This window comes from Citrobacter sp. Cpa228, assembly GCF_030333085.1.
GTDB lineage: Bacteria > Pseudomonadota > Gammaproteobacteria > Enterobacterales > Enterobacteriaceae > Citrobacter > Citrobacter pasteurii.
The window spans coordinates 239,416-259,415 of record NZ_JAOWGQ010000031.1; the positions used below are offsets into that span (position 1 = coordinate 239,416).

The following is a 20,000-nucleotide window of genomic DNA, read 5'->3' on the forward strand; positions in this document are numbered from 1 at the left end:
CTAACGAGAAAGTGTGTCGACAATGCCGACGATAGCCAGGTCGATAGCCTCATTAGGGCCGGAAAAAACGTGTCTGGCGCTGGAGCCGCTGCTGAGTAACACCAGTTCCCCAGTTCCAGCGCCGACAGAATCAACGGCGACTTCATCTCCACTCACAGGGGACGCGGGAAGCTCTCCGTCAGCACTCACCCGACGTACCAGCAACAATTTTTTTCCCACCAGTGATGGGGATTTTTGCGTGGAAACCACAACGCCTGTAACTCGGGCCAAATGCATAGCTCACTCCTGCTTAATTAATTGGACATTTCGCGTAGCGACAGCTTCCTGAGCCAGAGCCGTCACGACACATCGACGGCGTAGCACCAGTACGCCACCCTTCAATTGGGCGACGTCGGCGTAGCTGAGAAGCGTTTCAGGATGCAGCACGATGATTCGCCCCAGTTCGTCACAGAACTCCAGCGGCAGACGTGCGAGTGTTTTCACGGGGATCGCGGGTAACAACCGGTGTTGCAACGAAATTTTCACGCGGACTCCGCATGCCAGCGCTTCGTGGATCGTTACCACCGACATGTTGGCTGGGCAGCCCTCGGCAATTTGCTCCAGGAAGGGCAGGTCGGCCAGCAGGAGATGGAGCGACGAGTATTGGCAGCATAATGTCCGTGGATCGATTTCCCGTAACTGCGCGACGCTAAGGGAGATCGTGCTTTCCGCGCGTTTTTTTAATCGGGAAACAACCTCCTCGATAATGCGTTGCAGCAGTTCGTTGTTCATCGTGAGGTCACCAGTGTGGCAAATGCCTGCGGATTATCAGCGCCTGCGGCATTGGCTTCGTCTGTATCGATATGCATCTCAAGGCGCATATCCGGCGAAACGCGTACGGCGACATTATCGAAAATCAGTCGGCGTTCATCGCCATTGATTGCCACGGAGACTTTATCTCCATGAGAGACACGCAGTATCAGCGCATCCAGCGGTGACATATGGATATGTCGTTGGGCAACAATAACCCCGGAGAGTAACTCCAGTTCAGCAAAGGGGCTGATAAGACGAATGCCAGGCGTTCCCTGAATATTGCCGGACATGCGCAGCGGCGCAGCGATGCCTAATGTGCGGGCGTCGGTACGAGAAATTTCGACCTGGCTTTTGCTGCGCAGCGGTCCGAGTATGCGCACATTATTTAACTGACCTTTTGGTCCGACTAACGTGACAGTCTGCTCTGCCGCATATTGGCCGGGCTGCAACAGGCTCTTTTTCTCGCTAATCGGCTGATTAGGGAACAGGCGAGTGTAGTCCTCGGCGCAAAGGTGGATGTGGCGATTCGAAATCCCGAGAGGAATAGGGCGTTCACGCATTTCATCAAGGACTTTAGTGACCGTTGTCTCCAGTTGCTGTTTATCCATTACGCTTCACCTCGTTTACCTGAATGCAGACAAAGAGTGCGCGGCTCGCCCTTTTGACGAGGGCAGGCAGGGTCAAGACATAGATTGCAGCTAATCAACTCTGTCTGTTGCGCGGCTTCAGGTAATGCAATTTCTGTAGCCATCTCTTCTTGCTCTTGCGATACATCAGGTATCGGTTCTGGCGCTGGCTCAGGCTGCACGGGCACACTGTGGGAAAGAATGCCTTCTCCGGGCCTGGATATGACCCTGTGCGCAACCAGTCCATTTCGCAATTCTGCTAAATTAGCACCGGTGGATATAGCCGCCTGAACGGAGGCCACATCCCCGATGATTTTGATCACCGTCCAGCCTGAGCCGTTGGTTTTTTCGAGGCCCACCAGCGTGATGGAAGCGGCTTTCGCCATAACGTCCGCGCAACTGATGGCTAATGCCAGACCACTAACTTCAAGTAATCCCAGTGATTGCTTCACGCTGTGCTCCTTGTTTGCGGCGGTTTATGCGGATTTAGGTAAAATGGCTTCAACGTCGCTGTGTGGACGTGGAATAACGTGACAGGATTTCACCTCTCCAACAGCGCTCGCTGCTGCGCTTCCTGCATCTACTGCTGCTTTTACGGCGCCGACATCCCCGCGGACCATCACGGTGATCAGGCCTGAGCCAATTTTTTCGTACCCAACCAACTGCACGTTTGCGGATTTCACCATGGCGTCAGCGGCTTCAATAGCGCCGACAAGCCCTTTTGTTTCAACCAGTCCCAGTGCGTTATTCATACTGCTTTTCTCCTGTGGATTATGAGTGGCAGTCCCGGAAAGGGATGCCTTTAACCAGCCGCGCAGCGTTATTACCAATGCTGCGGCGATCGTGGCTATTTTGGTGATACGTCAGCCTAAAAAGTGGCGCTGATGTCGGTAAGTTTTTGTAGTGCACGACCAGTTTTTCGCGACTGCAGCCAATGCCAACCAGCAATGGCGATTGGCAGGCAGCCAGCCATGCGTTGTGGATAACGTCAGTTGAATGGCTCTCCTGAATCAAAAAGGGGATCCCTTCTTCCTCAATACCCAGCAGCACGTCATTCCAGACGCCTGCGCAGTCATTAGTGGTGAAGATAACAATGGCTGGCGTGGTGAGATTACTTTCCATGAGCGAATGCCTTGTACCAGGAGAGAATCAACCCTGTCGCAACCGCGTTGCGCGGGCCTTCCGTACCCCGAATATTGCCGCGGCCCGCAACCAGGCGATAATGAGCCAGTGCATCAGTAACCAGCTGTGGAACTTCGAAGTCCAGCGAGGAACCTCCAACCAGCACGACAAAAGGAATATCGCGAATATTCCCGGTCGGGCTAACCTGTCGCAACGCTCTCAGCGCGTTGGTAACAAAAACACGCTCTTTAGCGCTGCGACGAATAGCACGAACTTTTTCCAGCGCCAGATCGCCGGGCAGTGGCACCAGTTCATCAGGTTTTACCACGCATACGCGAGCGAAGACGGTCGGCGGGAGAGGCGTTGGGAAGAACTGGACGCTGCCATCTTCGTGGCGCAGGTGGAACAAACTCTCCACTTTCGCCAGCGGGTACTTCTTGATCTCTTCCGCCAGATAACGGTCATCCAGACCCAGTTCGCGGGCAATAATCATCGTGACCATATCGCCTGCGCCCGCCAGGTGTGTGGCAATAATGTCGCCTTTAGGATTAATGATAGAGGCGTCAGTCGATCCGGCCCCAAGATCCAGAATAGCCAGTGGACGTGTAGTACCCGGCGTGGTTAAGGCGCCCAGAATAGCGGCTTCGGCTTCAGCACCACCAACCTGCACATCAACGTTGAGCTTTTGCGTGATTTCCTGGGCAATCATCGCCATTTGCAGACGATCTGATTTCACCATAGAAGCAATACCAACGGCCTGTTCCAACGAAAACTCGCCGGCAAGTCCCCCGGTCACGCTGACTGGGACTGAAGTATCAACTGCCAACAGATCCTGAATAAAGATTTCATGACTGGGTTTGTTGGTTAATTCAGCCATTGTCTGGCGTACGTTCTCCAGCATGCCGCCAATATTGGTTCCCGCCTCTCCGGTGACGTTATCCAGTTTCGGGCATTCACCAACCGCTTTCATAATCGCGTCGGCACCTGCCGCGACGTCGACGCGCACGGTACGTCCCTGCGACTGCAGTTCCAGATTACCAGCGGGAATGGCGCGTGCTTTCACATCACCTGACGGCGTTTTTACGACCACGGCAGAACGGTTGCCGATCAGCGCCCGCGCCATCGGGACAATGTTTTTAGTCTCGTCGGCATTGAGGCCAAAGACAGTTGCAATCCCGTAGGGATTAGAAAGGGTTTCAATGACTTTTCCTGGAACCGCGACTTCAATGGCGGCCAGCATACCCAACGGGATGCGGTCGATGTGAAGCACTTCATCGACGATGGGCAGGGGATGAGTCAGACGATTGCTGACCAACACGCCGTCGTCCTGCTGCAAAATAACGCCAGTTAACTGGTATCCGGCGCGGACGGAGGCATTTATCATCGTGGCGACATCGGCGAAATCAAATGCTGATGACACTACCAGAATATAGGGCGTATCCGCCGGACGACTGAGCAGATCTTCCGGCGTAATAGTGATTCCCACACCTAACCCGACGCCGCCCGGCGTTTTAGGGTTATGGCCGATCATGGTGGATTCAGTGATGATGGTTTCGGTGATCGTTTCCATCGCCACGTCGCCAATGACCGGGGTGGCTTCGTTAATGCGGATAAGCGAAATATCGCTGACATTGATTCCAGCGTTTTTAGCCGCCAGCGCAAGTGCCTCCTGAATGCCAAACACATTACGCAATGTGCCCTTAATCCCGGTGGTTTCCGCCAGCGCGCTGCCGGTGATGCTTAGCGCGCCAGTCTCATCCAGGGTTGCCAGTGCGACTTCCGTGGATGAGTTGCCTATGTCAATGCCAGCTATATATCGCATGATCCAGCCCCTGAGTTAGTCGTCGCCTTTAAGTTTTTTACGCTCAACGTACAGCGCTGCCGCTTCACGAACGAAAGCTGCGCAGATCTTTGCCTGATAACGATTGTCGAGATCGTCGGCGATGGCCATCAGCTCGTCTTTCGTTGAGCGGTACGGGCGCAGCGCGTTGTAGATCTCAAGAATGCGGTCGTCAGGTACGGCGGTTAGCTCAGCGGCGCGCTCGAAGTTCATCGCCAGCCTGTCACGTCCGGCGTCTTTGGCGATTTCCGCCTGGAGGCGCAGCGTTTCAGGGGTGATGCGCATGTCTTGCGCCGTCACTTTGTTGCTCAGAACGTTTTCGAGCGTGAAGTCATCCAGGGTTTTGTTGGTTGCGGTTTTTACCCACTCAGGATGTTTATTCGCGAGAGGGTAGTCCGTGACTTTCGCGGTATGTGCTGATGAACTCGCCGTGGTCGGAGTTGCGGACTCTCCCTGCAGGCTGTTCATCCGGCTCAACACATCCCGAACCATCGATTCAATTGCGTCGGTATTCATGGAGTTATCCTTTATCAAAGCGCCACGCGCAGTTCCTGCGGGTTTTTGCCCGTCACGACGTATTTGGTCTCTTTAATGTGCAGAATGGCTGATTTCGCCTGGTACTTAGGACGAGCCATCTGGTCATTCAGCGTCGGGACCGGTTGCGGAGATTCACGTTTGGCATAACGCGCGGCGTTCTTACCAATCTGACGGTAGGTTTCCAGCGTCAGCAGCGGTGCCTGAGGGAACAGCTCCAGGTTAGAAAGCGGCGGTAATCCCTGCTGGTGAATAACCGTGGTGCCTTTTGACTGGATGCCGATAGAGATCCCGGAACCACTCAGACGATTACCTTCCACGGCAACAAACGCCACATCAGAGGATTTAAAGCAGCGGATAACGCGCGCTTTAATGCCTTCTTCTTCAATACCGGCAATCACTTCGCGCAAAATATTCTTGTGCGGAATACCGACGATATTGACGGTTTGTGAGAGCCCAAACGCCGGCCCTACGGCAATAATCACTTCGTCCTGCTGCTGACCTTGTTTGGCTTCGCCAATTTCGGTCAGAAAACTGTCGCCTTGTACCGCTGCAGCCTGTGGTGCGCTAGCCGCTGTCGTTGAGCGGAATGAGACAGGTTTGTCGCTGGTTTGCATTTCAGACAGTACGTCTTCAATTATCTGGCGCAGCAGCTTTTCATTGATTTCCATTTTTCACCCCTTAGCCAAGCTCGTTGGGATCAAGTGCGCCAGGGATGTTTTTAATTTCTTCCCAGCGTTCGCCTTGCAGGCGATAACCTGTTGCCGGACCGGCATAATCGTTGACGTCATTCACTGCGGACAGCACTTGTCCGTCGCCGACGATAATGGCGGAGGTATGCAGATAGTCTCCGGTTAACTTGGCTTTTTGGATGTTGAGCATGTCCTGAGCGACATCGGTAAACCCACCCTGAGCAAGGGCTTTCACCACTTCCAGGCCGTTACGGTTTTTATTGATGATCTCTTGCGCAAATTTGATGTCTTCAACGATGTTACGCTCTGGCATATCTTTTGAACCGTGGGCGTAGGTCGCGGCCTCGACTTCTTCGTCGGTGATTGGCGGTAATCCCATTCCGGCGAATACGGCCTGTAGCGCGCGAGCTGCTTTATTGCGAATGGCGATAACGTCTTCTTCACGCACCGGACGCAGACCACCATCGACTTTCAAATCGCGCTGGATGACGTTGTAATCGTCAAAATCTTCGGCATCCTCGTTGGAACCGGCGAACATGTTGTCGTAGTTCGGAACAGCGGAATAGCCAGATGAAATGAAATCTGTACCCGGCAAGAATTGCATCAGCAGACGCGCAGTACGACGCATATCGGAGTGGGTAAAGGTCTGGTCATTACTGGAGGCGCACTCCAGATCCAGAGAAGAACAGATCAGGTTTTCTGCCAGCACTGCACGAATGCCCGACGGTACAGCGGAAGGCACGCCGATGCAGCTTACGGAACCGTTTTGCAAACCCTGAACGCCAGCCGCCTTGGTGATGTAAATGCAGCGTGCTTCCAGATAAAGCATCGATTTGCCTTCGGCGTAGCCCATCTGAACTTCTGAACCGGAGCCAGAAGTGAAGCGCATTTTCAGGCCGCGTGAGGCATAAGAAGAGGCCAGAAAACCTTTTGACCATGGCGTGTCGTCACCGTCTGTAAAGACAGGTTCAGTACCGTAGACGGAGATGGTTTCTGCATAACAGGTGTGGCCCAGCATGCCGAGTTTCAGCTCGGTGGCCTCTTCCAGAGAACACTGAGTTAACACACCAGGGCGTCCAACCTGCGAACCTACCAGCAGAGCAATCGCGTTAAACGGCGCGTAACGCGCAACAGCAACCGTCGTTTCCTGCTCATCAAAGCCACGCCAGGCACCCTCTGCAGCATCGGCGGCAATCTGTACCGGGTTGTCTTTGACGTTAGTCACGTGCGCTTGTTGAGATGGGGTACGGCGGGCACGCATTTTCTGCATTGCCATCATCATCTCAACAACGTTCATGTGCGAAACCACTTCCACAATTTTCGCTGGCGTCATTGCCGTGGTCAGAGGAACAATGTCCATACGCTTGACGTTGGGGTCGCAAAGCATATTGGCGAGTTTAACCGAGTCCATCGCCATCACCTCTTCAGCGCGAGCCAGGTTAATGCCGTAGCGCGCAATGAAGTGGTCAATTAGATCAAATTCACTGGCGGATTTGCCGTCCAGTTCAGTGACCATTCCGTTGACGATTTTAATCGACGGCTTAGGGTCGTTCGGGCTTTCCATCGCAATGAAGCCTTCTTCGATCCACTCCTTAACGAAGCCGTCCTGATTCACAGGGCGTTTCGCCAGTGCTTCAAATCTTTTCGATCTCATGAATCAGCCTCACTGATATCAGATATAGGACGGACGGTCGTTTTTGGGTTCTGAGCCGAGGGTCGCCAGCACGGTTTTACCGATTTCACGGGCTGAGATGACGGCCTGACGCACAGCCCCAGAGTCACCGGAAATGACCAAAATGGCTTCGTTGCTGAAACTGGTGCCATGGGCAGGGGAGCTGTAGGCCACCACTTCAACATTGGCGGATTTCAGCGCCGTATCGGCCATCAGGACACCAACGGAGGCTGGGGCACCGACGATAACGCCACAGGCACGACCAATTGGCGCACCAAAGGCTTTTTCCAGCGCGTAGCTGGCGCGCGCCGTGTATTGCATTTCGATGTGTCCGGCTTCATTGGCGTATACATCGCCAAAGGTGCGATCCAGCTCTTTCAGCGCAACTTCAATCCCGCGCTTCACGTCAGAAACATCGTTACCGCCTAAGATAATCAGCGAGCCGTGACCTGCGCCGCCTTTGGTATCACGTGGCAACTCGATGCTGACGACTTCAGTATTTGTGGCTTTCACCGCTTCATCTGCGGCCATGATATGTGGACCCGCACCAGTACGTGCGCCAAGGATGCCAATGGAGCGATAACGCTTTTCAAGTTTCATCGCGTCCAGTAAGGCACTGTCTACGTTGGCGATTACCAGACCGACGGTGTCGCCAATCGCAGTACCGACAAACTCCGTTAAACTGCAGCTTTTCTCTGCCATAGCCGTTTCTCGTGTTGGGGGATTATTTTCAGGGATAGCTTGCTGTTCCGGCGTCGCCACGCGAGCAATCACCTGCGCCATGATCTGTTCAACCAGCTCATTGCTGCTCATTAGCTAATTCCCTTCGGTAAGATTTTTTCGACATCGGTGTGAGGGCGTGGGATCACATGTACGGCTTTCACTTCTCCCACGTTGCGTGCGGCGGCGGCACCAGCATCTGTTGCTGCTTTGACTGCGCCGACATCGCCGCGGACAATGACTGTTACCAGCCCCGAACCAATTTTTTCGTAGCCGACCAGCATTACATTGGCTGACTTCACCATTGCATCTGCGGCCTCTATGGCTGCAGTTAAGCCTTTGGTTTCTACCATTCCTAACGCTTCTTGTTGCATAAAGACCTCGCCTGGGTTGTCCCGATTTTCATGACTATAAAAAGAAGCGAGGAAAAAGAATGGCTGACTTGAAAGTATGAGTGAAAAAATAGTGAGGCTCTGGTGATATAAAATTGCTGTTGTTTATTTTATGGTATTGTTTTTATTGATTGTTTTTTGATTTGTTGATGTGATTATTTGGTTATGTTAATTCCAGATTTACACTTTTAGACGTGACAGGTGAAATATCATTTGCTATGTGGTGAAAATGAATTTGTGACGGTTATCTGAAAACATGATTATGCTATTGGCAATATTTTATTATTTCTAAAATCTACAAATAATAGAGGTATCCCCCGTCATCTGGCTTTGTTTAATAAAAGTGATGGCAAGAATTTGCTATCGCAACACGATTTTAAAAGTCATACCGCCCGCAGATTGCCAACAATTTGCCGACATGGCTTTTTATAGTAAGCCTCGAAGTATTCTACTTGCCAGCAAGGAGTCCGCTGGTAAAGACACGAACTCTGCTTAGAAGGTGTCACAATGAACGATTCACTAAAAGCGCAATGCATTGCTGAGTTTTTGGGTACCGGGCTGTTTTTGTTTTTTGGCATTGGATGCCTGAGCGCCCTGAAAGTAGCCGGTGCCAGTTTAGGGTTATGGGAGATCTGCATTATATGGGGACTGGGGATCTCTCTGGCAGTTTATCTGACAGCAGGGATCTCAGGTGCACATCTCAATCCCGCTATCACCATCGCACTGTGGCTGTTTGCCTGTTTTCCTGGCCGTAAAGTGTTGCCGTACTGCATTGCTCAGGTGGCTGGTGCCTTTGGTGGCGCTCTGCTCGCCTATTTGTTGTATGGCAGTTTGTTTATCGAGTACGAAACCGCCCACCAGATGGTACGCGGAAGTCTTGAAAGCCTGCAGCTTGCCAGCATATTTAGTACTTATCCTGCTGCCGCGCTCAGTGTCTGGCAGGCTGCGCTGGTTGAAGTGGTGATTACCTCGATTCTGATGGGGATGATCATGGCGCTGACTGACGACGGTAACGGTGTTCCTAAAGGTCCGTTGGCGCCATTGCTGATTGGTATTCTGGTTGCGGTTATCGGCGCATCCACCGGCCCGCTCACCGGATTTGCAATGAATCCGGCGCGTGATTTTGGTCCTAAATTGTTTGCATGGATGGCCGGATGGGGAGATGTCGCGATGACCGGGGGGCGTGATATCCCTTACTTCATTGTTCCGATTGTGGCTCCCATCATCGGTGCCTGTGCGGGCGCAGCAATTTATCGTTATTTTATTGGCAAAAATTTACCGTGTAATACGTGTAAGCTGGAGGAAAATGAGAGCTAGGTTCACGGAAGAAGTTTATTTTTGAAAGGCAAAAACTGTTTTCGTGATCCGGTTTCCTGAACCGCTGAAAAAGTCTCCCAAGAATGGGAGACTTTTGTTATGTTCGCTAATGACTTTCATCAATGCTCAGGATGGCAGGATGAAAATGAATGTAAATAATATGTTTTATTTATAACAATAAATTAACTGAGAGGTTTTATCATGATTTCTGCGAGTGCCCTGAACTCAGAACTCATTAATAAAATCGCACAGGATTTTGCGCAGGCCACCAGTCTGGCTGTTGTGGTTGTCAATATTCACGGTGATGAAATTTCTGAGCTTTTTAATTTCACCCCTTTTTGCCAGTTGATGCGCCAGCATCCTCAACACAGCACCCGTTGTCGTATGAGCGACCGCTGCGGAGGGCTGGAAGCGTCTAAATCCGATCAACCCTGCATCTATCGTTGTCATGCCGGACTTACCGATTTTTCCATTCCGCTGGTCATTGCGGGACATCTGGTTGGGTTTGTCTTATGTGGTCAGGTGCGCCTAAGCAATGACGTGGGGCTGGTGGATATTCTGAACGTGGACGATCGTTGGCAAGCCGATCCCGAACTGGTGAGTGAATTTCGTAATGTACCGGAAATGGACTATTCGCGGGTTATTGCTTCCGCGGATTTGCTAAAGCTCATTGTAGAAAATTGTCTTAAAAAACAACTGAATTTCGTCGTGATCAAAGACAATCCGCAACAGTCAGAGCCGGTGCGGGCTAATCGTAGTCCGAACCCTCATGACAGTAAAATGAAGAAAGCCTTACGTTATATTGATGCGCATTTATCAGACGAACTGCGTCTGGAAGATGTTGCCTCTCACGTTTATCTCAGTCCTTACTATTTCAGCAAATTGTTCAAAAAATATCAGGGGATAGGATTTAACGCATGGGTAAATCAACAGCGAATGGCGAGTGCCAAAGAGTTGCTTTGTCATAGCGACTGGAGCATTGCCAGTATTGCGCGAAATTTAGGCTTCTCACAAACCAGTTATTTTTGCAAAGTTTTCCGTCAAACGTACCAGGTTACGCCGCAGGCTTTCCGTCAGCAAATAAATGTCATCTCATCTGAAGAGACAGCTTAAATAGCAATAATTTGCTATTGCCGATTTTTGATATCGTACGCTATGTCAGTCATTATAAAATGAAAAATAACTACAGCAGTCAATAAATTGTCGTAGCGCAACAAAATAATAGTATTTGAGGGATAAACTGCACCAGTTTTTATTTTTGTGATGAGATACAGTGTCTGTATGAAAGACTTTCTTTATTCTTTAATGACGCTTTCATTCAAAAAATGAACATATGAATAAACGGGTTGAGGCCATAACATTGGTTGAATGTACCCAGCAAGATATTAAATTGAATTATTGTCATGAGGTCGTGAATTTGCCTCAAGACACAGAGCCAAATTAAATCGGCTCCTGAACTGACAGGTTTGCCACATTTGTGGTAGGGAAGGGGGTGAGAATCCCCCGCAGCCCCCGCTGCTGTGATGCTGACGACCCCGTATAGACCACTGATCGCAAGATTGGGAAGGACGGGCGAGGACGACGCTAAGCCAGAAGACCTGCCTGTCGGTGACTACCAACAACTTCGGTGGGAAGTGGGTTGCGCAGATGCATACAGTCGAGAGACTGGGTATCTATACACCCCTACCACCCTGAACAGGATCAGGGTATGGCGGCCAGTTTTCACGCATTTGTTCTTGCAGGTACCGGTAGCGGCTGTGGCAAAACCACGGTGACGCTGGGCTTGTTGAACCTGATGAAAAAGCGCGGTTTACGCGTCCAGCCATGCAAAGTCGGTCCTGATTATCTTGATACTGGCTGGCATACCGCGGTGTGCGGCACGGCTTCCCGTAATCTTGATAGCTTCATGCTACCCACCTCTACACTGAATGCTTTATTTTGCGAGCAGATGCAGCACGCGGATATTGCCGTTATCGAAGGTGTTATGGGGTTGTATGACGGCTATGGCACAGACCCTGATTACTGCAGTACTGCGGCGATGGCGAAACAGTTGGGTTGCCCGGTCATCTTGCTGGTTGATGGTAAGGCGGTTTCCACTTCGATAGCTGCCACGGTGATGGGGTTTCAGCATTTTGATCCCAGTCTGAACATTGCAGGCGTGATTGTTAATCGGGTCAACAGCGAAACACATTACCAGCTACTCAAAGTTGCGATTGAGCGTTATTGCTCCGTGCCTGTGTTGGGCTATGTTCCCCGCATGGAGGGCGTCGCGCTCCCTGAGCGTCATCTGGGTTTAGTTACCGCTCGAGAGTCAGTTATCAACCAGCAGCCGTGGCAGGATTTTGCCGCGATGCTGGAACAGACGCTGGATATCGATGCGCTGCTGGCCTTAAGCACGTTAGACAACCTTCCTGTCGGTGAATGGCCCGCACTGCCTGCTGCAGATGCTGGTGCAGGGTTAACGCTGGCCATTGCTGATGACGAGGCGTTCAACTTTTACTATCCGGACAATATTACGCTGCTGGAGCGCACGGGGCTCAATATTGTCCGTTTTAGCCCATTGCACGACACCTGCTTACCCGACTGTCAGATGATTTGGTTAGGAGGCGGATATCCTGAGTTACATGCAGCAGCGCTGGCCGGAAATATCCCGATGCTTGAACAGTTGCGGACGGCGCATCAGCGTGGCGTCGCTATTTATGCAGAGTGCGGCGGGTTGATGTATCTCGGTAGCTCGCTGGAGGACAGCAACGGCGATTGCTGGCTAATGGCGGATATCATTCCTGGGCACAGCAAGATGGGCAAACGGCTGACCCGATTTGGCTACTGCGAGGCACAAGCCACACAGCAAACATTGCTGGCAACGACTGGTGAAGTCCTGCGCGGGCATGAATTCCACTATTCCGATTTTACCCCAGACATCCCGGCTGTGATGAGTTGCCGCAAGGTGCGTGATGGCAGAACGCTGCAGGTCTGGTCTGGCGGCTGGCAGGCAGGAAATACCTTCGCCAGTTATCTGCACGTTCATTTTGCCCAGCGCCCCGAAATGCTCAATCACTGGCTGGCCGCTGCGAGGAACGCGCTATGACGATACTCGCATGGTGCATTGCCTGGCTGCTGGATTTTATCATCGGCGATCCGCAGAACTGGCCGCATCCGGTGCGCTGGATCGGCAACCTTATCTCCGTAGTCCAGCGAGTCATTCGGCGTTATTGCCATAGCGACCGCGCGCTTCGCATCGGTGGCGCGGTGATGTGGATTGTAGTGGTTGGACTGACCTGGGCTGTGTCCTGGGGGGGACTGGCGCTGGCGCAATCAATTCATCCCTGGTTTGGTTGGGTTGTTGAGGTCTGGATGATTTTCACCGTGCTGGCCGGGCGCTGCCTGGCAAACGCCGCGCAGGATGTAGAACGTCCGCTACGTGCCGGTAACCTGGCCGCCAGTAGGGAAAAGCTGTCATGGATTGTGGGACGTGATACCTCGCAACTACAGCCACAGCAGATCAATCGCGGCGTAGTGGAAACCGTAGCAGAGAACACCGTTGACGGCATTATTGCGCCGCTGTTCTTCCTCTTACTGGGCGGTGCGCCGCTGGCGATGGCCTACAAAGCGGTGAATACCCTTGATTCAATGGTGGGGTACAAACATGAAAAGTACCGTGCTATCGGCATGGTCAGCGCCCGTCTGGACGATGTCGCTAACTTTATTCCGGCAAGACTGAGCTGGTTGTTGCTGAGTGTTGCGGCATTTTTATGCCGCCAGGACGGCGCACGCGCTTTGCAGATTGGCTGGCGTGATCGCTACAACCATAGCAGTCCAAACTGCGCATGGTCGGAAGCTGCTGTGGCCGGCGCATTAGGTATTCGCCTGGGGGGGCCCAATGACTACTTCGGCGAGCGTGTTGAGAAACCGTGGATTGGCGATCAACAACGAGACATTTCTGTAGACGACATTTCCCAAACGATTCGATTGATGTGGGTAGCATCGACCCTGGCACTGGCGCTTTTTATTGCGCTGCGCTGGCTGTGGCTCGGTGTCGCCTGAGGACAACAAAATGCACTATATCCAGCAACCTCAAGCAATTGAGGCCAAAAGTTTCGACATCATTGGCGAGATTATCAGTGAAACCCGCCCGGATTATCAGTTTGCCAGTCCGTTGCATGAAGCCATCATCAAGCGGGTGATCCACACCACCGCGGATTTCGACTGGCTGGACATTCTGTGGTTTTCCAGTGATGTGCTGGAACAGTTTTGCGCTGCATTGAGTCGCCCGAGCGTGATTTATACCGATACCACGATGGCGCTTTCCGGGATCAACAAAACCCTGTTGGCAAAATTCGGTGGCGAATGCCGCTGTTACATCAGCGACCCACGTGTGGTGCGGGCAGCAAAAGAACAGGGGATCACTCGTTCAATGGCTGCAGTCGACATTGCCGTGAAGGAAGAGGGCGAAAAACTGTTTGTCTTTGGCAACGCGCCAACCGCGTTGTTCCGACTGCTGGAACATGATGCACCTGTCAGCGGTGTGGTTGGCGTACCGGTAGGATTTGTTGGCGCGGCGGAGTCGAAGGACGCCCTGACACAAAGTCATCTACCCGCCATTGCCGCATTAGGTCGCAAAGGTGGCAGTAACGTCGCTGCCGCTATCGTCAACGCCATGCTTTATCACATGCAGGGGGAGCGATGAGCGACCAGTCCTTCGATACGCCAGTGTGGCACAACGGTAAAGCGCTGCGTAAAGGGTACACCACGGGATCGTGTGCGACGGCGGCAGCAAAAGTTGCTGCGTTGATGGTGCTGCGTCAGCATCTGATCCATCAGGTTTCCATTGTGACGCCTTCCGGGGTGACGTTATGCCTGAACGTGGAGTCACCGCATATCGAAGGGCAGCAGGCGATTGCCGCCATCCGTAAGGATGGTGGTGATGATGTGGACGCCACGCATGGGATGCTGATCTTTGCCCGCGTGACGTTAGACGATAGCAAAGAGATCGTCTTACAGGGCGGTGAAGGTGTCGGTACGGTGACCCGTAAAGGGATTGGTTTGCCGGTGGGCAGTTCAGCGATTAACCGGACACCTCGTCAGACCATTGAGTCCGCAGTACGTGAAGCGATTGGACCAAATCGCGGGGCAAAAATTGAGATTTTTGCGCCTGAAGGTGAAGAACGGGCGCAAAAAACCTACAACTCGCGCCTGGGGATTCTGGGCGGTATTTCGATCATTGGTACCACGGGTATTGTTACGCCGATGTCGGAAGAGAGCTGGAAACGTTCGCTATCGCTGGAGCTGGAGATCAAACGCGCGGCAGGGCTGGATCGCGTAGTACTGGTACCGGGTAATCACGGCGAACGTTTTGTGCGTGAACAGATGGGGATCGACACCCAGGTTGTGGTCACTATGAGCAACTTTGTCGGTTACATGATTGAAGAAGCGGTGCGCCTGGGATTTCGCCAGATCGTGCTGGTCGGCCACCCCGGCAAACTTATCAAAATCGCGGCAGGGATCTTCCATACCCACAGTCATATCGCCGATGCCCGCATGGAAACGCTGGTGGCTCACCTCGCATTACTTGGCGCGCCGTTGGAACTGCTGACGTTGGTCAGCGACTGCGACACGACCGAAGCGGCGATGGAACATATCGAAGCATACGGTTTTCAGCACATTTACAACCATTTGGCGAAGCGTATTTGCATGCGCGTCCTGCAAACCCTGCGTTTTACGAAAAACCCCCCGACCTGCGATGCCATCATGTTCTCTTTTGATAATCAGGTCCTCGGCAGCAATCGTCCGGTCGCAGAGATCGCAGAGGAGATGGAATGTTAACCGTTGTAGGGATGGGACCCGCTGGGTTGCATTTGATGACGCCGGTGGCGCGCGACGCGGTTGCAATGGCCGATGTGTTGGTCGGTGGCAAGCGACATCTGCAACAGTTCCCGGATTTTACCGGAGAACGGTTTGCTCTTGGCGCCAATATTCCGGAGCTATTGAGCTGGATAGGCGAACATCAGGCGCGAAATGTGGTGGTACTGGCATCCGGCGACCCGCTGTTCTACGGCATTGGCACGCGGATGGTGGCGCATTTTGGTATTGAAAATGTGCGTATTATTCCTGGTATTAGCGCCGTTCAGTATCTGTGTGCGCAAGCTGGCATTGATATGAATGACATGTGGCTGACCAGTAGCCATGGTCGCAGCGTCTGTTTTGATGAACTGGCGCGACATAACAAGGTTGCGATGGTGACCGATGCGCTGTGTGGCCCACGTGAAATTGCACAGCAGTTGGTTGCCAGAGGCAAAGGACATCGCTGGATGGTGATTGGCGAAAACCTGGCGATGGACAATGAGCGTATCCACTGCCTGCCTGTGAGCAAAATTACAGCCGACTATGACATGAATGCAGTGGTGATCCTCGATGAAAGATGAGCTTTTTCTACGCGGAGAGAAAGTGCCGATGACCAAAGAAGCGGTACGTGCACTCGCCCTCTCAAAACTTGAATTACACCGTGCCAGCCATCTGATTGATATCGGCGCGGGAACCGGCAGCGTGTCGATTGAGGCGGCGTTGCAATATCCAGGGCTGCGTATCACGGCGATCGAGCGTAATCCAGATGCGCTCAGGCTGCTGGACGAAAATCGTCAGCATTTTGCCTGTGCAAACATCGATATTTTTCCAGGGATCGCGCCGATGACGATTGCGGAAAAAGCCGATGCCATTTTCATGGGCGGTAGCGGCGGCCATCTGACCGATCTGATCGACTGGTCAATGCGTCAGTTACATCCCACAGGGCGACTGGTGATGACATTTATCCTTCAGGAAAACCTCAACACCGCGCTGGCACATCTGGACCATCTTGGCGTACAGGGTGTGGATTGCCTGCAACTGCAGGTTTCCTCACTTGCCACGCTGGGTAGTGGTCACTATTTCAAACCGAATAACCCCGTATTTGTTATCGCCTGTCAGAAGGAAGGAACCCATGTCTGAGATTTTTGATCCCCGTAGTGTGTGGTTTGTTGGCGCAGGTCCTGGCGATCGCGAGCTGATTACCCTCAAAGGTTACCGGTTGCTCCAGCAGGCACAGGTGGTTATCTATGCCGGATCGCTGATTAACACTGAATTACTGGAATATTGCCCGGCCGGAGCGGAATGTCATGACAGCGCCGAACTGCATCTGGAGCAGATCCTTGATCTGATGGAAGCGGGTGTGAAAGCTGGTAAAACCGTCGTGCGTCTGCAAACCGGTGATGTTTCCTTATACGGCTCTGTGCGTGAGCAAGGCGAAGAGCTGACCAAACGCGGGATCGACTGGCAGGTGGTGCCTGGCGTTAGCGCATTCCTGGGCGCGGCTGCGGAGTTGGGCGTCGAGTATACCGTACCGGAAGTGTCGCAGAGTTTGATCATTACCCGCCTGGAAGGTCGCACGCCGGTACCGGAACGTGAACAGCTGGAGTCGTTTGCCAGTCACCAGACATCGATGGCGATTTATCTTTCCGTCCAACGCATCCACCGGGTTGCTGAGCGTCTGATTGAAGGCGGTTACCCGGCGGCCACGCCAGTGGCGGTGATCTACAAGGCAACCTGGCCGGAAAGTCAGACCGTGCGCGGTACCCTGGCAGATATTGGCGACAAAGTTCGCGACGCCGGGATCCGTAAAACGGCGCTCATTCTGGTCGGTAACTTCCTGGGCTCGGAGTATCACTACTCCAAACTCTATGCGGCGGATTTTAGCCATGAATACCGTAAAGCCTGAATCACTTGCGCTATTTTGCCTGACCCCCGGCGGTGTTGTGCTTGCTAAACGTCTGGCGGCAATGCTGCCAGTAACCTGTTTCACCAGTGAAAAGCTGCTGGAGGAGGGGTTTATTCCCTTCGAAAACGGCTTTGCGAATACCGCGCGCGAGGCGTTTGCGAATTACTCAGCGCTGATTTTTATCGGTGCAACCGGCATTGCCGTGCGTGTGCTGGCTCCGCTGGTCAACGACAAATTTTGCGATCCGGCAGTGGTGGTCATTGATGAACGTGCCCAGCATGTTATCAGCCTGCTCTCCGGTCACGCTGGGGGCGCGAATGCACTGGCGCGTTATCTGGCGGGTATGTTGGGCGCTGACCCGGTTATCACCACGGCAACGGATGTCAATGATATGGCGGCGCTGGACACGCTGGCGTTTCAGTTAAATGCCCGTATGAATGATTTCCGCTCGGTGGTGAAGATCGTCAATCAGATGCTGGTCAGCAACAAACGGGTTGGTCTGTGGTGGGACGATGAACTGGCGCAGGACGTCAGCCATTGCGACCGCCGTGGATTTATCACGGTGACCGATCTCAATCAGCTTCCTGAACTGGATGCGCTGATTTGTATTACCTTGCGCAACAACCTGCCTGAGCTGCCTGTTGTGCACTGGAAGCTGGTACCGCAGCGAGTGGTTGCCGGAATTGGCTGTCGTCGGGATACGCCGTTCCCACTGTTAGCAGCACTACTGGCACGCCAACTCGAAGCCCAGCGCTTCGACCCGCTGGCGTTAAAAGCAATTGGCAGCATCACGCTGAAAAAAGACGAACAAGGGCTTATCCAGCTGGCCTCCTGTTGCCGCGTGCCTTTCGAAACCTTTACCGCTGACGCGCTGCGTGAGCATGAACACCGTTTTCCAGCCTCATCGTTTGTTCGCAAAACGGTGGGTACAGGAAGCGTTTCCGGTCCTGCAGCCTGGCTGCTGAGCCACGGACAACTGTTAGGCGATACCCTGCGCGAACAGGGCGTCACGATCACTTTGGGAGTTTCACACTGATGTTAAGCGTAATTGGAATTGGCCCTGGCTCGCAGGCAATGATGACCATGGAAGCCGTTGAAGCTCTCCAGGCGGCGGAAATCATTGTTGGTTATAAAACCTACACCCATCTGGTAAAAGCGTTCACCGGCGATAAGCAGGTGATCAAAACCGGGATGTGCAAAGAGATTGAACGCTGTCAGGCGGCGATCGAACTGGCGCAGGCGGGTCACAACGTGGCGCTGATTAGCAGCGGCGACGCCGGGATTTACGGTATGGCCGGGCTGGTACTTGAGCTGGTGAGCAAGCAAAAGCTGGACGTTGAGGTCAGGTTGATACCAGGCATGACCGCCAGTATTGCCGCCGCCTCATTGCTTGGCGCGCCGTTGATGCACGACTTCTGCCACATCAGCTTAAGCGATCTGTTAACGCCGTGGCCGGTTATCGAAAAACGTATCGTTGCCGCCGGTGAAGCCGATTTTGTTATCTGTTTCTACAACCCACGCAGTCGCGGCCGTGAAGGACATCTGGCGCGCGCATTTGAACTGCTTTCCACCAGCAAGAGCGCACAAACACCAGTCGGTATCGTGAAGTCGGCCGGTCGTAAAAAACAGGAAAAATGGCTGACTACGCTCGGTGATATGGATTTTGAACCGGTGGATATGACCAGTCTGGTGATTGTCGGCAACAAAACCACCTATATACAGGATGGCCTGATGATCACACCACGAGGTTATGTGCTGTGAATTATGGCGATGTACTGGTCATGGGCGGCACCAGCGATGCGCGCATGCTGTGCCAGCAACTGGATGCGGCAAATGTCGCTTACACCCTGTCGGTGGCGACGCCGACAGGTAAGCAACTGGCAGGTGACATCAAAGGTCAGGTTCGTTGCGGGCGTCTGGAGCGCGAACAAATGATTGCCTGGCTGCAGGAAAACCGGACGCGCTGGGTGATTGATGCCTCGCATCCCTACGCCGAGGTGGTGAGTCGCAACATCATGAACGCCTGTGAAGCGGCCGGCGTGCTGTTGAGCCGCTATCAGCGACCTGAACAGTTGAGTGATTTAACTCACCCGCATCTGCACACCGTACAGAGCATCCAGCAAGCCAGCGGGGTTGCGCGGCGCTTCGGTGACCGCGTACTGCTGACGACCGGCAGTAAAGATCTGGCTACCTGGCGCGAAGAGTTACCTGAAAAAACACTGCTGGCGCGCGTCCTGCCTGTACCAGAAGTCATTCAGCAATGCGCGGATCTGGGGTTTGGCGTGGGTGAAATCTTTGCACTGTGCGGACCGTTTAGCGCCGAGTTCAACGCCGCGTTTTATCGCCAGTGTCAGGCTGATGTGGTGATCACTAAGGCATCAGGCGCGGAAGGGGGGTATCAGGAAAAAGTGCAACCCTGTCTGGATGCCGGTATCCCCTGCATCGTGATTACACGTCCGGCACCGTTGGTGACGGGAGAAGAGTTACTGGAAAGTCAGGCTGCCTTTGCGGCGCGTTTAACGCGCTGGCTGGCTGCTGCTTAAGGA

General features: G+C 53.1%; 24 protein-coding genes and 1 riboswitch. Of the genes, 12 read left to right on the forward strand and 12 right to left on the reverse strand.

The window, feature by feature from the left end; genetic code table 11:
* Genes OGX91_RS02265 through pduA form a run of 12 tightly spaced genes read right to left on the reverse strand, consistent with a single transcriptional unit; the run spans position 1 to position 8,372 of the window.
* On the reverse strand, positions 1-276 hold the full coding sequence (locus OGX91_RS02265; protein WP_003030211.1) for a EutN/CcmL family microcompartment protein: 276 nt from the start codon (positions 274-276) through the stop codon (positions 1-3).
* Between the two features lie 3 nt (positions 277-279).
* Complete coding sequence (gene pduM, locus OGX91_RS02270) at positions 280-771, reverse strand: microcompartment protein PduM (protein WP_005128030.1); 492 nt, start codon at positions 769-771, stop codon at positions 280-282.
* Positions 768-1,400, reverse strand: coding sequence for a phosphate propanoyltransferase (locus OGX91_RS02275; protein WP_005128028.1), 633 nt, complete (start codon positions 1,398-1,400; stop codon positions 768-770). The genes pduM and OGX91_RS02275 overlap by 4 nt, the downstream gene beginning before the upstream one ends.
* The gene (locus tag OGX91_RS02280) at positions 1,400-1,870 is read right to left on the reverse strand and encodes a BMC domain-containing protein (RefSeq protein ID WP_155020907.1); all 471 of its coding nucleotides are present in this window, start codon (positions 1,868-1,870) and stop codon (positions 1,400-1,402) included. The genes OGX91_RS02275 and OGX91_RS02280 overlap by 1 nt, the downstream gene beginning before the upstream one ends.
* Positions 1,871-1,894: 24 nt before the next feature.
* On the reverse strand, positions 1,895-2,170 hold the full coding sequence (gene pduJ / locus OGX91_RS02285) for a propanediol utilization microcompartment protein PduJ (RefSeq protein WP_001057752.1): 276 nt from the start codon (positions 2,168-2,170) through the stop codon (positions 1,895-1,897).
* A 19-nt stretch (positions 2,171-2,189) separates the two neighbouring features.
* A complete protein-coding gene (locus tag OGX91_RS02290) occupies positions 2,190-2,540 on the reverse strand; it encodes a glycerol dehydratase reactivase beta/small subunit family protein (protein ID WP_199947521.1) in 351 nt (116 codons plus the stop codon).
* Positions 2,530-4,362, reverse strand: coding sequence for a diol dehydratase reactivase subunit alpha (locus OGX91_RS02295; protein WP_005128023.1), 1,833 nt, complete (start codon positions 4,360-4,362; stop codon positions 2,530-2,532). The genes OGX91_RS02290 and OGX91_RS02295 overlap by 11 nt, the downstream gene beginning before the upstream one ends.
* A gap of 15 nt (positions 4,363-4,377) precedes the next feature.
* Positions 4,378-4,896, reverse strand: a complete 519-nt coding sequence (gene pduE / locus OGX91_RS02300; protein WP_005128022.1) for a propanediol dehydratase small subunit PduE — start codon at positions 4,894-4,896, stop codon at positions 4,378-4,380.
* Positions 4,897-4,910: 14 nt separating this feature from the next.
* Positions 4,911-5,585 carry a propanediol dehydratase medium subunit PduD gene (gene pduD, locus OGX91_RS02305; RefSeq protein ID WP_005128021.1) on the reverse strand — a complete coding sequence of 225 codons (675 nt, stop codon included), beginning with the start codon at positions 5,583-5,585 and terminating at the stop codon, positions 4,911-4,913.
* A 10-nt stretch (positions 5,586-5,595) separates the two neighbouring features.
* On the reverse strand, positions 5,596-7,260 hold the full coding sequence (gene pduC, locus OGX91_RS02310; RefSeq protein ID WP_005128020.1) for a propanediol dehydratase large subunit PduC: 1,665 nt from the start codon (positions 7,258-7,260) through the stop codon (positions 5,596-5,598).
* 18 nt (positions 7,261-7,278) lie between these two features.
* Positions 7,279-8,091: a propanediol utilization microcompartment protein PduB gene (pduB, locus tag OGX91_RS02315; protein ID WP_005128019.1), complete on the reverse strand. Its 813-nt coding sequence runs from the start codon at positions 8,089-8,091 to the stop codon at positions 7,279-7,281.
* Positions 8,091-8,372, reverse strand: coding sequence for a propanediol utilization microcompartment protein PduA (gene pduA, locus OGX91_RS02320; protein ID WP_003030255.1), 282 nt, complete (start codon positions 8,370-8,372; stop codon positions 8,091-8,093). Before pduA ends, pduB begins: the two co-directional genes overlap by 1 nt.
* Positions 8,373-8,897: 525 nt before the next feature.
* On the opposite strand from pduA, the gene pduF reads away from it, so the two are divergent.
* From pduF to OGX91_RS02380, 12 genes are all read left to right on the forward strand, one after another.
* Positions 8,898-9,707, forward strand: a complete 810-nt coding sequence (pduF, locus tag OGX91_RS02325) for a propanediol diffusion facilitator PduF (protein WP_040231929.1) — start codon at positions 8,898-8,900, stop codon at positions 9,705-9,707.
* Positions 9,708-9,908: 201 nt separating this feature from the next.
* Positions 9,909-10,820 (forward strand): transcriptional regulator PocR, encoded by a 912-nt coding sequence (gene pocR, locus OGX91_RS02330; RefSeq protein WP_005123057.1) that lies wholly within the window; start codon positions 9,909-9,911, stop codon positions 10,818-10,820.
* A 332-nt stretch (positions 10,821-11,152) separates the two neighbouring features.
* Positions 11,153-11,327, forward strand: a riboswitch (cobalamin riboswitch).
* Between the two features lie 88 nt (positions 11,328-11,415).
* Positions 11,416-12,795: a cobyrinic acid a,c-diamide synthase CobB gene (locus OGX91_RS02335; protein ID WP_286625344.1), complete on the forward strand. Its 1,380-nt coding sequence runs from the start codon at positions 11,416-11,418 to the stop codon at positions 12,793-12,795.
* A complete protein-coding gene (cbiB, locus tag OGX91_RS02340; RefSeq protein WP_286625345.1) occupies positions 12,792-13,751 on the forward strand; it encodes an adenosylcobinamide-phosphate synthase CbiB in 960 nt (319 codons plus the stop codon). The genes OGX91_RS02335 and cbiB overlap by 4 nt, the downstream gene beginning before the upstream one ends.
* A gap of 10 nt (positions 13,752-13,761) precedes the next feature.
* Complete coding sequence (locus OGX91_RS02345) at positions 13,762-14,394, forward strand: cobalt-precorrin-8 methylmutase (protein ID WP_188232493.1); 633 nt, start codon at positions 13,762-13,764, stop codon at positions 14,392-14,394.
* The gene (gene cbiD / locus OGX91_RS02350; protein ID WP_286625346.1) at positions 14,391-15,530 is read left to right on the forward strand and encodes a cobalt-precorrin-5B (C(1))-methyltransferase CbiD; all 1,140 of its coding nucleotides are present in this window, start codon (positions 14,391-14,393) and stop codon (positions 15,528-15,530) included. The genes OGX91_RS02345 and cbiD overlap by 4 nt, the downstream gene beginning before the upstream one ends.
* Entirely contained in the window at positions 15,524-16,129 is a 606-nt protein-coding gene (locus OGX91_RS02355; RefSeq protein ID WP_040231938.1) for a cobalt-precorrin-7 (C(5))-methyltransferase, read from the forward strand. Before cbiD ends, OGX91_RS02355 begins: the two co-directional genes overlap by 7 nt.
* Positions 16,119-16,688, forward strand: a complete 570-nt coding sequence (locus OGX91_RS02360; protein WP_005123047.1) for a decarboxylating cobalt-precorrin-6B (C(15))-methyltransferase — start codon at positions 16,119-16,121, stop codon at positions 16,686-16,688. Before OGX91_RS02355 ends, OGX91_RS02360 begins: the two co-directional genes overlap by 11 nt.
* Positions 16,681-17,454, forward strand: a complete 774-nt coding sequence (locus OGX91_RS02365) for a cobalt-precorrin-4 methyltransferase (RefSeq protein WP_005123046.1) — start codon at positions 16,681-16,683, stop codon at positions 17,452-17,454. The genes OGX91_RS02360 and OGX91_RS02365 overlap by 8 nt, the downstream gene beginning before the upstream one ends.
* On the forward strand, positions 17,435-18,490 hold the full coding sequence (gene cbiG / locus OGX91_RS02370) for a cobalt-precorrin 5A hydrolase (protein ID WP_005123044.1): 1,056 nt from the start codon (positions 17,435-17,437) through the stop codon (positions 18,488-18,490). Before OGX91_RS02365 ends, cbiG begins: the two co-directional genes overlap by 20 nt.
* The gene (locus tag OGX91_RS02375) at positions 18,490-19,215 is read left to right on the forward strand and encodes a precorrin-3B C(17)-methyltransferase (protein WP_286625349.1); all 726 of its coding nucleotides are present in this window, start codon (positions 18,490-18,492) and stop codon (positions 19,213-19,215) included. Before cbiG ends, OGX91_RS02375 begins: the two co-directional genes overlap by 1 nt.
* Complete coding sequence (locus OGX91_RS02380) at positions 19,212-19,997, forward strand: cobalt-precorrin-6A reductase (RefSeq protein ID WP_040231939.1); 786 nt, start codon at positions 19,212-19,214, stop codon at positions 19,995-19,997. Before OGX91_RS02375 ends, OGX91_RS02380 begins: the two co-directional genes overlap by 4 nt.
* The last annotated feature ends 3 nt before the right edge of the window (positions 19,998-20,000 follow it).